The following is an 11,364-nucleotide window of genomic DNA, read 5'->3' as shown; positions in this document are numbered from 1 at the left end:
CCGCCCGGCGCCGGCCCCGCCGCCCGAGGCGGTGCTGCGCGCCTTCGCACCGCGGGACGGCGAGACCGGCCTGGGCCTCCCGCCGGGGGGCCGCCCGGGCCCGAGGCGGACCTCCGGTGGGCCGTTCTGGAAGACCGACGCCGCCGTCGACCCGTGGCGCGACCCGCTCGCCCCGTCCGGGCTCGGCCGGCCCGCGGAGTACGTCGAGGAGCCCGAGGAGCAGACCGGTCCGGTCGTCGTCGACCGCAAGGGACGCCGGCGGCTGCGGCTGGCCGACGTCTCGGTCCCCGTGGCCGCGCTCGCCGTCCTCTCCCTCCTCTTCGTCGCCGCGCTGGGCGGCACGCTGAGCTGGTACCTCGGCCGCACCGCCAGCCAGGAGCCGCTGCTCACGCCGGGCACGCAGCTGTCCGCCGTCTCGCCGGGCATCACCCGCCAGCCCGGCTCCGTCGCCGACATCGCCGAGCAGGTCACCCCGGCCGTGGTCTCCATCGAGGTCCGGGTCGGCGACTCCGGCGCCACCGGCTCCGGGGTGGTCGTCGACGCCGACAACGGCTACGTGGTCACCAACAACCACGTGGTCTCCGGCGCCGACGGCGTCGAGGGCGCGGAGATCCGCGCGGTGTTCTCCGACGGCAGCGGGTCGCCCGCGCAGATCGTCGGTCGCGACCCGGCCAGCGACATCGCCGTCATCAAGGTCGACAAGCCCGGGCTGGTGGCCGCCTCGCTGGCCGAGGGCGGCGACGTCGTGGTCGGCGACCCCGTCGTGGCGATCGGCTCCCCGCTGGGCCTGGCCGGCACGGTCACCAGCGGCATCGTCAGCGCGCTGGACCGGCCGGTGCGGTTGTCCGGCGAGGGCAGCGACACCAACGCCGTCATCAGCGCCATCCAGACCGACGCCCCGATCAACCCGGGCAACTCCGGCGGCGCGCTGGTCGACGTGACCGGCGCCGTCATCGGCATCAACACCGCGATCGCCTCGCTCGGCGGCAACGGCACCACCGGCGGCTCGATCGGGTTGGGCTTCGCCATCCCGATCGAGAAGGTCCGCGACATCGCCGAGCAGCTGATCAGCACCGGGACGGCGGTGCACGCCTCCCTCGGCGTGCAGGCCCGCTCGGTCACCGACGGCACCCGCGACGGCGCCCTGGTGGTCAACGTCGAGCCCGGCAGCCCGGCCGAGGCGGCCGGCATCGAGGAGCAGGACGTCATCATCGCCGTCGACGGCCAGCCGGTGGGCAGCTCCGAGGAGCTGCAGGTGGCGGTCGACAGCAAGTCGCCGGGCGACACCGTCACCATCGAGCTGGTGCGGAACGGCGGCTCCTCGCAGGAGGTCCAGGCCACGCTCACCCAGGCCTAGGCGGGCTCGCAGGTCGGCTGCCTACAGTGGGCCGCGACCGGAGGAGGCAGACGTGTTCGACTCGATCGGCTGGGGCGAGGTCGTCGTCCTCGGCCTGGCCGCGCTGTTCATCTTCGGGCCCGAACGGCTGCCCACCCTGGCCCGCGACGCGGCGCAGGGGCTGAAGAAGGCCCGCGAGGCGATCACCGGCGTGCGCGGCCAGCTGCACGACAGCCTGGGTGACGACTTCGACCAGCTGCGCGACCTGGACCTGCGCAAGTACCACCCGAAGACGTTCATCCGCGACCAGCTGATGGGCGACGACGAGGCCGCGCCCGTCGCCGCGCGCCCCGCCCGGCCTGCGGTCACCGTGCCGCGCGACCGGTCCCGCCCCGCCCCCTTCGACGCCGACGCCACCTAGGCGGCGCCGGCGCCGGGGAGGTCAGCGGCGGACCGGGGTGAGGTTCAGCGACATCCCGGACAGCCCGCGCGAGCGCACGGCCAGGCCCTCGGCGATCTTCTCCAGGGACTGGGCCGCCGGGGCGTCGGGCTGGGCCAGCACGATGGGTGCACCGGCGTCGCCGGCCTCGCGCAGCCGGGTGTCCAGCGGGATCTGGCCCAGCAGCGGCACCCGCGCGCCCAGGGTCTTGGTGAGCGCGTCGGAGACCGCCTGTCCGCCGCCGGCGCCGAACAGCTCCATCCGTGAGCCGTCCGGCAGCTCCAGCCAGGACATGTTCTCCACGACGCCGACCACCTGCTGGTGGGTCTGGGTGGCGATGGCCCCGGCCCGCTCGGCCACCTCGGCGGCGGCCTGCTGCGGCGTGGTCACGACGAGGATCTCGGCGTTGGGCACCAGCTGGGCCACCGAGATCGCGACGTCGCCGGTGCCCGGGGGCAGGTCCATGAGCAGGACGTCGAGGTCGCCCCACCAGACGTCGGCGAGGAACTGCTGCAGCGCCCGGTGCAGCATCGGCCCGCGCCAGACGACCGGCGTGTTGCCCGGGGTGAACATGCCGATGGAGATGACCTTCACGCCGTAGCTCTGCGGCGGCATGATCATGTTGTCGACCTGGGTGGGCTTGTCGTCCACGCCCAGCATCCGCGGCACGGAGTGGCCGTAGATGTCGGCGTCGACCACGCCGACGGACAGCCCGCGCTTGGCCAGCGCCGCGGCCAGGTTGACGGTCACGCTGGACTTGCCCACGCCGCCCTTGCCGGAGGCCACCGCGTAGACGCGGGTCAGCGAGCCGGGCTGGGCGAAGGGGATGACGGCGTCGGGGGCGTCGGTGCCGCGCACGGTCTTGCGCAGCTCGGCCCGCTGGGCGTCGTCCATCACGTCGAGGCCGACCTTGACGGCGGTGACGCCGGCGACCTGGCCCACGGCCTCGGTCACCCGGCTGGTGATCGTCTCCCGCATCGGGCAACCGGCCACGGTGAGGTACACGTCGACCTCGACCAGGCCGTCGTCGCCGATACGGACGTCCTTGATCATCCCCAGCTCGGGCAGCGGCCGGTTGATCTCCGGGTCCTGCACGGTCGCCAGGGCGGCGTTGACCGCGTCGGGCGCCGGGGTGCCGGTGAGCGTCTCGGACATGCGGTGGTGTGTCTCCTCGCATCGGTGGGGGCCCGCGTCCTCGCGGTCGCCCGCGCCCCGTCGGGGCGGCGACCCGCTGCGCAGGCCGTCCCCCAACTCTACGGCGGGGGCCGGACCTAGAGTCGGCCCACGTGACCGATGCCGCAGCCGCCAGGCGGGCGACCATCCGGGACGCCCTCGGTCTCGGTGTCGCCGTCGGGCTCTACGGCGCCGCCTTCGGGGCCGCCGCCGTGGCCGCGGGGCTGGACGCCTGGCAGGCCTGCGCGCTGTCCCTGCTGATGTTCACCGGCGCCTCGCAGTTCGCGCTGGTGGGTGTGCTGGGTGCCGGGGGAGGGGTGCTGGCCGCGGTCGGCAGTGCGGTGCTGCTGGGCACCCGCAACACCATCTACGGGGTGCGGCTGGTGCCGCTGCTGCAGCCGGCCGCTGGGCTGCGGCGGCTCGGGACGGCGCACCTGGTGATCGACGAGTCGACGGCGCTCGCGCTGGCCGCCCCGGACCGGGCCAACGCGCGGCTGGCGTTCACCGTGGGTGGCGGCTCGATCTTCCTGGGCTGGAACCTCACCACGCTGCTCGGTGCGCTGGGTGCCGACGCGCTGACCGGGCCCTGGCTGGCCGCGCTGGACGCCGTCGTCCCGGCCGCGTTCCTCGCGCTGCTCTGGCCGCGGTTGCAGCGGACCTGGGCCGAGCCGGCGGCGCAGCGCCGGGTGGCCCTCGGGGGAGCGGTGGTCGCGCTGGTGCTGACGCCGGTCGTGCCGGCCGGGGTGCAGGTGATCGCCGCGGTGGCGGCGGTGGCGCTGGCCGGGGGGTGGCGCCGGTGAGCGCTACCTGGGTCGCGGTGCTGGCCGGCTGCCTGGGCTGCTACCTGCTGAAGCTGGCCGGGCTGAGCGTGCCGGCCGCGTGGGTGGAGCACCCGGTGGTGCGGCGGGTGGTGGACTTCGTGCCCGCGGCGCTGCTGGCCGCGCTGGTGGCGGTGCAGGCGGTGACGTCGGGGCCGCAGCTGGTGGTCGACGGGCGGCTGGCCGCGCTGGCGGTCGCCGCGGTGGCGCTGGCGCTGCGGGCGCCGTTCGTCCTGGTCCTGCTGCTGGCGGGGGCCACGGGGGCGTTGGTGCACACCCTGGGGTGATCTACCGTCGGCCCGTGGCGCGGGTCGAACTGGGCGGGCGGTTGGTCGACGACCAGAGCCGGTGCGCGCACTACGCGACCGCGCTGGACGTCGTCGCCATCCGGTTCGCCTGCTGCACCCCGTACTGGGGCTGCCACCTCTGCCACGCGGAGTGCGCCGACCACCCCGCCGTCGTGTGGCCCGCCGACGACCGGGCGGCCCACGCCGTGGTCTGCGGGGTCTGCCGGCACACCCTGGCGGTCGAGGACTACGTCGTGGCCGACGGGTGCCCGCACTGCGCCGCGCCGTTCAACCCCGGCTGCCGGGCGCACCACCACCTCTACTTCGGATGAGGCTGCCCGACCGGTGGGGGGTGACCACCGAGGAGGTCCTCCGGCGGTACGACGCCGACGAGGTGGCCGAGGCCCGCGACCCCGACCGGCCCGGGCGTTGGCTGCGCGGGGTGGACGTCGCCGCCGACCCGGTCACCACCTGGCGGTGGGTCTGCCAGCTGCGCGCCGCGCCCTACAGCTACGACTGGGTCGACAACCTCGGCCGGCGCAGCCCGCGCACGCTGACCCCGGGCCTGGAGCACCTGGAGCCCGGCCAGCGGATGGCCGGCCCGTTCCGCATCCGCACGGTGCGCCCGGGCGAGCAGGTCACCCTCGTCGCGCCCGGCGGGCCGGTGTCCCGCGCGCTGGGCGACGTCGTCCTCGGCTACGCCGTCACCCCCGGCCCCGCCGGCAGCCGGCTGCTGGGCATCCTGCGGGTGGGCCGCCTGCCCTGGCCGGTGGACCGGGCGCTGTGCTGGGGTGACCTGGTGATGATGCGCAAGCAGCTGCACGTCCTGGCGGGGCTCGCCGGTGGCCGCTGACCCCCGCGGCCTGCGCGGCGACGCCCCGCTGCTGGATGCCTGGCTGCGCTTCCGCGAGCAGCCGCCCACCCCGTTCACCATCCCCGGTCACAAGCAGCGCACCGACCTGGTCGGTGACGTGGTGGCCGGCGACGTCCCGCTCTACGGCGGCCTGGACACCGTCAAGCTGGCCGGCGGGCTGCTCGCCGACGCCGAGGCCCGCGCCGCCGCGCTGTGGGGCGCCGACGTCTGCCGGTTCTCCACCGGCGGCGCCACCCACGCCAACCAGGCGGTCGCGCTCGCCCTGGGCCGGCCCGGCGACCGGGTGGTGGTCAGCCGCACCCTGCACCGGTCCCTGCTGCTGGGCCTGGTGCTGGCCGGCCTGGTCCCGGTCTGGGTCCGGCCGGACGTCGACCCGGCCACCGGCCTGCCGCTCGGCGTCCCGCCGGCTGCGGTGGCCCGGGCGCTGGCCGGGGCCCCCGACGCGGTCGCGGTGCTCGTCGGCGACCCGTCCTACGTCGGCACCGTCGGCGACGTCGCCGGGCTCGCCGACGCCGCGCACGCGCACGGCGTGCCGCTGGTGGTCGACGGCGCCTGGGCCGCGCACGCCGGCTTCCACCCCGACCTGCCCCGGCACGCCCTGCAGCTGGGTGCCGACGTGCTGGTGACCAGCGCGCACAAGACGCTGCCCGCGTGGAGCCAGGCCGCGCTGGTGCTCGCCCGCACCGACCGGGTCGACCCGGCCAGGCTGGACGCCGGGGTGGAGGCCACCGCCACCACAAGCCCGGCCGGCGCCGTGCAGGCCAGCACCGACGCCGCCCGGGCGCTGCTGGCCCGCGACGGCGAGCAGCTGCTGGGCGCCGCGCTGGCCGCCACCGCCCGGGCCCGGGAGCGGCTGGCCGCCGTCCCCGGGCTGGTCGTGCTGGACGGGCCGGGCACCGACCCGCTCAAGCTGGTCCTCGTGCTGCCCGGCACCGGCGCGGACGGCAGCCTCGTCGAGCAGGACCTCCTCGCCGCCGGGGTGCCGGTCGAGGCCGCCGAGCGCGACCTGCTGGTCGCCGTGGTGTCCCTGGCAGACGACGACGCGACCCTGCAGCGGTTCACCGACGCCGTCGTCGCCTCGCTGCAGCGGCGCCGCGGGCCGGCCCGGGCGGTGGTGGGCGCGGCGGTCTACGCCGTCGACCCCGACCAGGTGCTGCCCCCGCGCGAGGCCTTCTTCGCCGTCGCCGAGCCGGTGCCCTTCGCCGCGGCGGTCGGCCGGGTGTGCGCCGAGCTGGTCGCGCCCTACCCGCCGGGCATCCCGGTGCTGGCCCCCGGCGAGCGGGTGACGGAGGCCGCGGCCGCCGCGCTGCTGGCCGCCCGGGACGCCGGGGTGCGGGTGGCCTACGCCGCCGACCCCACGCTGGCGACCCTGCGCGTCGTCCGCTGAGGACCTCAGTCGGCGGCGGCCTCGCGGGCCTGCTGCTCCCGGCGGCGCTTGCGCTCCTTCTTCCGGCGGGCGGCGGCCTCGTCGTCGGGGGGCGACAGCCGGTCCAGCTCGCCGCGGATGAAGTCACGGGTGGCCAGCTCGCCGATCGCCACCCGCAGCGAGGCCAGCTCGCGGGCCAGGTACTCGGTGTCGGCGCGGGTCTGCGCGGCGCGGGCCCGGTCCTCCTCGGCCTGCACCTTGTCCCGGTCGGCCTGCCGGTTCTGCGCCAGCAGGATCAGCGGCGCGGCGTAGGCGGCCTGGGTGGAGAAGGCCAGGTTGAGCAGGATGAACGGGTACGGGTCGAACCGCAGCGCCACCCACGCGACGTTGATCGAGATCCAGACGATCACGATGATCGTCTGGATGGCCAGGTACCGGCCGGTGCCCAGGAAGCGGGCGATGACCTCGGCGTAGTGGCCGATCGCGTCGGGGTTGAACCGCAGGAACTGGGCGAAGCTGCGGGTGCCCGACGGCTGGTCCAGCTGCAGGTCCGCGCGGCGGGAGGCGTCGGGGCGCTCAGCCACGGCGGGTCCGGTCCCGCCAGTCGTCGGGCAGCAGCGCGTCCAGCACGTCGTCCACGGTCACCGCGCCCAGCAGCCGGCCGGCGCCGTCGACCACCGGGGCGGCGACCAGGTTGTAGGTGGCGAAGTAGCGGGTGATCTCGGCCAGCGGGGCCTCCGGGCGCAGGGGCTCGAGGTCGTCGAGGACGCCGGAGACGAGGGTGAACGGGGGCTCGCGCAGCAGCCGCTGGATGTGCGCCAGGCCCAGGTACCGGCCGGTCGGGGTGGCCGAGGGCGGCCGGCACACGTAGACCTGGCTGGCCAGGCTCGGGGTGAGCTCCTCGGCGCGCACCCGGGCCAGCGCCTCGGCGATGGTGGCGTCGGGGGCCAGGATCACCGGCTCGCTGGTCATCATGCCGCCGGCGGTGTCCTCGGAGTACTCCAGCAGCTGGCGCACCGACTTGGCCTCGTCGGGCTCCATCAGGTCCAGCAGCCGGTGCCGGTCCACGTTGGACAGCTCGTTGAGCAGGTCCGCGGCGTCGTCGGGGTCCATCTCCTCCAGGACGTCGGCCGCGCGGTCGTCGTCCAGGGTGCCGAGGATGGTGATCTGCTCGGCCTCGGGCAGCTCGCCCAGCACGTCGGCGAGCCGTTCGTCGTCCAGGGCGTCGGCGACCTCGAGGCGGCGCTTGCTCGGCAGCTCCTGCAGCGCGTGCGCCAGGTCGGCCGGCTTCAGCTCGCGGTAGGCGGCCAGCAGCGCCTCCGCGCTCTGCCCGGCCTCCTCCAGCGCCAGCCCGGCCACCTCGTCCCAGGCGACCTGGCGCAGCTGCCCCCGCCGGCCGAACCGGCCGGGCTCGGCCACTGCCAGGCGGGTCAGCGCCCAGTCGCCGGTGCGGGTCTGCTCCATCGAGGCGTCCACGACCACCCCGGGCCGGTCGTCCTCCAGCAGGGTCACCCGGCGGTCCAGCAGCTCGCCCAGCACCAGGGTCTCGCCGGCGCGCTGCTCGAAGTGCCGCAGGCTCAGCGTGCCGGTGGACAGCGTGACGGCGCCGGCGTCGATGCGGGTCACCCGGCCCATCGGCAGGAAGATGCGGCGGCGGGCGACGACCTCCAGCACCAGGCCGAGCACCCGCGGGGGAGCGGTGCCCACCCGCAGCGCCACGACGGCGTCGCGGACCTTGCCCACCCGGTCGCCGTCCGGGTCGAACACCGTCAGCCCGGCCACCCGGGAGACGTAGGCGCGGGTCACCGTGGTCACGGTCCCGGAGGCTACCGTCGCGGCCGTGCTGTCCTTCGAGGTCGTGGACGTGTTCGCCCCCCGCCCGTTCGCCGGCAACCCGCTGGCGGTCGTGCTGGGCGCCGGCGACCTGTCCACCGGCCAGTGCCAGGCGCTGGCGCGGGAGTTCCACCTGTCGGAGACGACCTTCGTGACGGCGGTGCACGACGGCGGCTACGCGGTGCGGATCTTCACCACCGAGACCGAGCTGCCCTTCGCCGGGCACCCCAGCGTCGGCACCGCGCACACCCTGGTCCGGCTCGGCCTCCTGGCCCCCGGGACGGTGCGCCAGCAGTGCGGCGCGGGGACGGTCCCGGTCGAGGTCACCGCGGACGGCGCCCGGCTCACCGGCGGTCCGGTGTCGCTGCGCCCGGGTCCGGACCCCGTCGCGCTCGGCGCCGCGCTGGGCCTGCGCCCGGACGACGTCACCGGCCGCCCGGCGCACCTGGTCGGCTGCGGCCTGGAGTTCACCCAGCTCGACGTACACCCGGACGCCGTCGCCCGCGCCGTGCCCGACCGCCGCGCGCTGGCCGCGCTGCTGCCCGCCGAGGTCGGTGGCGGGGTGTCGGTCATCGGCCGCGGCCCGGACGGCGAGCACACGGTGCGCGTGTTCGCCGGCGGGCTGTCCTGGGAGGAGGACCCGGCCACCGGGTCGGCGGCGCTGGCCACCGGCGTGTGGCTGGCCGCCGAGGGGCTGGTGCCCCAGGGCACCTCGGCCTACCGGCTGCACCAGGGGGCGGCGCTGCAGCGGCCCTCGGTGCTGGACTGCACCGTCACCGTGGACGCCGGGCGCGCCGTCGCGGCCACCGTGGCCGGCGACGTGCACCCGGTCTCGCACGGTGAGATCGCCGTCCCCGCGTGACCGCCACCGACGCCTGGGCGCTGCACCGGCCGGCCGGCCGGGACCTGGCCGTCATGGCCGTGGCCGTCGTGGGCATCTCGCTGTCCGGGCCGATGACCGCGCTGGTCACCGCCCCGGCGCTGGCCATCGCGTTCTGGCGCAACGCGGCCGGTGCGGCGGCGCTGCTGCCGGTGCTGCTGCGTGAGCGGCCCGCGCTGCGCCGGTCGCAGCTGGGCAGTTCCGTGGTGGCCGGGTTGTTCCTGGCCGCGCACTTCGCCGCCTGGCTGCCGAGCCTGTCGATGACGTCGGTCGCGGCCTCGATCGCGCTGGTCACCACCACGCCGATCTGGACGGCGGTGGCGGCGCGGCTGTCCGGTGTCCGGCTGCCCGCCCAGGTGTGGTGGGGCCTGGTGCTGGCGGTCGCCGGGGCCGCGCTGATCGCCGGGGTCGACGTCACCGTCTCGCTGCGGGCGCTGGCCGGGGACGGGCTGGCGCTGCTCGGCGCGGTCGCCGCGGCCGGGTACGTGCTGGCCGGCGCCCGGGCCCGGCAGCACCTGTCGACGTCGGCCTACGCGGTGGTCTGCTACTCCACCTGCGCGGTCGTGCTCGCCGTCGCGGCGCTGGTCGTGGGGGACCCGCTGGCCGGGTTCAGCGCGCGCGACTGGTGGCTGATCGCCGGCATCACCCTCGTCGCCCAGCTGCTCGGGCACACCCTGTTCAACCTGGTGGTGTCCTCGGTCGGGCCGACCGTGGTGGGCCTGGCCATCCTGCTGGAGGTGCCCGGGTCGCTGCTGGTGGCGCTGGTGCTGCTGGGCCAGCTGCCCCCGCTGCTGGCCCTGCCGGGCATGGCGCTGGTCGTCGTCGGCGTCGCGCTGGTGGTGCGCGCCTCCCGGCCGCCCACCGTCACCGAGCCGATCACCTGAGGCCTGTGGGAACGATCACGCAGCCGGGCCCCGGGGTGCTCGTTACTGTCCGGTAACCCATCGTCGATCGTGGAGGCACCGTGGCCGAGCTCCGATCCCGTCGTTCCAACCTCGCCGTCCCGGGCAGCAACCCCCGGTTCCTGGAGAAGGCCAAGGGCCTGCCGGCGGACCAGGTGTTCCTGGACCTGGAGGACGCCTGCGCGCCGCTGGCCAAGCCCGGCGCCCGCAAGAACATCGTGGCGGCGCTGAACGAGGGCGGGTGGGGGGAGAAGATCCGCACCGTCCGGGTCAACGACTGGACCACGGAGTGGACCTTCACCGACGTCATCGAGGTCGTCGGCGGCGCCGGGGCGAACCTGGACTGCATCATGCTGCCCAAGGTCGTCGACGCCGGTCAGGTCCAGGCGCTGGACATGCTGCTCACCCAGCTCGAGAAGGCCAACGGCCTGGAGGTCGGCCGGATCGGCATCGAGGCGCAGATCGAGACCGCGCAGGGCCTGATCAACGTCAACCAGATCGCCTTCGCCAGCCCCCGGATCGAGACGATCATCTACGGCCCGGCCGACTTCATGGCCTCGATCAACATGAAGTCCCTCGTGGTGGGCGCGCTGCACCCGGACTACCCGGGCGACCCCTTCCACTACATCCTCATGCAGATCCTCATGGCCGCCCGCGCCCGCGGCGTGCAGGCCATCGACGGCCCGTTCCTGCAGGTGCGCGACGTGCCGGCCTTCGAGGAGGTCGCCAGGCGGTCGGCGATGCTCGGCTTCGACGGCAAGTGGGTGCTGCACCCGGGCCAGATCGACGCGGCCAACGAGATCTACGCGCCCTCGCAGTCCGACTACGACCACGCCGAGCTCATCCTGGACGCCTACGAGTGGGCCACCAGTGAGGCCGGCGGGAAGAAGGGCTCGGCGATGCTCGGCGACGAGATGATCGACGAGGCCAGCCGCAAGATGGCGCTGGTCATCGCCGGCAAGGGCCGTGCGGCCGGGATGAGCCGGACGTCGTCCTTCACCCCGCCCGAGGAGTGAGCCGCCGGCTTCGGCCCCTGCCGGTCAGGGGCCGAAGCTGGTGATGGTGAGCAGCGCCCACAGCCAGACGAGGAACAGCAGCGCGTAGACCGTCGTCCCTATCGCGCCGACGACGATCCCGGCCAGCGCCAGGCCGTCGCCCTCCTCGCCGGTCCGCCGGATCTGCCGGCGGGCCGAGATGCCCAGGCCCAGCCCCACCGGCGGGAAGACGAACCCGAACACCAGCGCGAGGACGGCGGTCGCGTTGGTGGGACGGCGCAGCACGTAGGTGGGCTGGCCCCAGCCCGGCGGTGGCCCGTACGCCTGCGGTGGTCCGTACGCCTGCGGCTGGCGGTAGGTCGGCTGCTGCGTCGACTGCACCGGCGGGTCGCCGCGGTAGAAGCCGTCGTCCGGCTGGGTCATGCGTCCTCCTCGTCGGGCGGCCCCCAGGGTCGCACCCG

The 11,364-nt window shown here is 75.6% G+C and carries 14 protein-coding genes; 10 read left to right on the top strand and 4 right to left on the bottom strand.

Features of this window, described 5'->3' with window-relative positions:
• Together NH342_RS03705 and NH342_RS03700 are read left to right on the top strand one after the other, a co-directional pair.
• Positions 1 to 1,357, top strand: a 1,357-nt coding sequence (locus NH342_RS03705; protein WP_253011383.1) for a S1C family serine protease, incomplete at its 5' end; no start/stop codon positions are given.
• 52 nt (positions 1,358 to 1,409) lie between these two features.
• Positions 1,410 to 1,757, top strand: a complete 348-nt coding sequence (locus tag NH342_RS03700) for a twin-arginine translocase TatA/TatE family subunit (protein WP_253011382.1) — start codon at positions 1,410 to 1,412, stop codon at positions 1,755 to 1,757.
• Positions 1,758 to 1,778: 21 nt separating this feature from the next.
• Here NH342_RS03700 and NH342_RS03695 read toward each other — a convergent pair whose 3' ends face one another.
• Complete coding sequence (locus NH342_RS03695) at positions 1,779 to 2,930, bottom strand: Mrp/NBP35 family ATP-binding protein (protein ID WP_253011381.1); 1,152 nt, start codon at positions 2,928 to 2,930, stop codon at positions 1,779 to 1,781.
• A 131-nt stretch (positions 2,931 to 3,061) separates the two neighbouring features.
• Between NH342_RS03695 and NH342_RS24065 the strand changes: the two genes are divergently transcribed.
• The 5 genes from NH342_RS24065 to NH342_RS03670 are packed head-to-tail and all read left to right on the top strand — an operon-like array spanning position 3,062 to position 6,314.
• A complete protein-coding gene (locus NH342_RS24065; RefSeq protein WP_253011380.1) occupies positions 3,062 to 3,748 on the top strand; it encodes an AzlC family ABC transporter permease in 687 nt (228 codons plus the stop codon).
• The gene (locus NH342_RS24060; protein ID WP_253011378.1) at positions 3,745 to 4,053 is read left to right on the top strand and encodes an AzlD domain-containing protein; all 309 of its coding nucleotides are present in this window, start codon (positions 3,745 to 3,747) and stop codon (positions 4,051 to 4,053) included. Before NH342_RS24065 ends, NH342_RS24060 begins: the two co-directional genes overlap by 4 nt.
• A gap of 14 nt (positions 4,054 to 4,067) precedes the next feature.
• Entirely contained in the window at positions 4,068 to 4,385 is a 318-nt protein-coding gene (locus NH342_RS03680; protein ID WP_253011376.1) for a CHY zinc finger protein, read from the top strand.
• Positions 4,386 to 4,405: 20 nt separating this feature from the next.
• On the top strand, positions 4,406 to 4,906 hold the full coding sequence (locus tag NH342_RS03675; RefSeq protein WP_253011374.1) for a hypothetical protein: 501 nt from the start codon (positions 4,406 to 4,408) through the stop codon (positions 4,904 to 4,906).
• On the top strand, positions 4,896 to 6,314 hold the full coding sequence (locus tag NH342_RS03670) for an aminotransferase class V-fold PLP-dependent enzyme (RefSeq protein WP_253011372.1): 1,419 nt from the start codon (positions 4,896 to 4,898) through the stop codon (positions 6,312 to 6,314). The genes NH342_RS03675 and NH342_RS03670 overlap by 11 nt, the downstream gene beginning before the upstream one ends.
• 5 nt (positions 6,315 to 6,319) lie before the next feature.
• Here NH342_RS03670 and NH342_RS03665 read toward each other — a convergent pair whose 3' ends face one another.
• Both NH342_RS03665 and NH342_RS03660 read right to left on the bottom strand, forming a co-directional pair.
• Positions 6,320 to 6,877: a DUF1003 domain-containing protein gene (locus NH342_RS03665; RefSeq protein ID WP_253011370.1), complete on the bottom strand. Its 558-nt coding sequence runs from the start codon at positions 6,875 to 6,877 to the stop codon at positions 6,320 to 6,322.
• Positions 6,870 to 8,108 carry a magnesium transporter MgtE N-terminal domain-containing protein gene (locus NH342_RS03660; protein ID WP_253011368.1) on the bottom strand — a complete coding sequence of 413 codons (1,239 nt, stop codon included), beginning with the start codon at positions 8,106 to 8,108 and terminating at the stop codon, positions 6,870 to 6,872. Before NH342_RS03660 ends, NH342_RS03665 begins: the two co-directional genes overlap by 8 nt.
• Before the next feature lie 25 nt (positions 8,109 to 8,133).
• Here NH342_RS03660 and NH342_RS03655 point away from each other — a divergent pair, with 25 nt between their 5' ends.
• The 3 genes from NH342_RS03655 (at position 8,134) to NH342_RS03645 (ending at position 10,924) form a co-directional block, all read left to right on the top strand.
• The gene (locus NH342_RS03655) at positions 8,134 to 8,988 is read left to right on the top strand and encodes a PhzF family phenazine biosynthesis protein (protein ID WP_253011367.1); all 855 of its coding nucleotides are present in this window, start codon (positions 8,134 to 8,136) and stop codon (positions 8,986 to 8,988) included.
• Positions 8,985 to 9,890 (top strand): DMT family transporter, encoded by a 906-nt coding sequence (locus tag NH342_RS03650; protein WP_253011365.1) that lies wholly within the window; start codon positions 8,985 to 8,987, stop codon positions 9,888 to 9,890. Before NH342_RS03655 ends, NH342_RS03650 begins: the two co-directional genes overlap by 4 nt.
• Positions 9,891 to 9,970: 80 nt before the next feature.
• Positions 9,971 to 10,924, top strand: a complete 954-nt coding sequence (locus tag NH342_RS03645; protein ID WP_253011363.1) for a CoA ester lyase — start codon at positions 9,971 to 9,973, stop codon at positions 10,922 to 10,924.
• Between the two features lie 24 nt (positions 10,925 to 10,948).
• Here the strand turns inward: NH342_RS03645 and NH342_RS03640 are convergent, their stop codons facing one another.
• Entirely contained in the window at positions 10,949 to 11,326 is a 378-nt protein-coding gene (locus NH342_RS03640; protein ID WP_253011361.1) for a DUF4190 domain-containing protein, read from the bottom strand.
• Positions 11,327 to 11,364: the final 38 nt, after the last annotated feature.

The sequence above is a fragment of the Klenkia sp. PcliD-1-E genome, from assembly GCF_024124375.1.
Lineage (GTDB): Bacteria > Actinomycetota > Actinomycetes > Mycobacteriales > Geodermatophilaceae > Klenkia.
The sequence above is the reverse complement of the archived record's forward strand: the minus strand, read 5'-3'. Positions and strand labels throughout refer to the sequence as shown.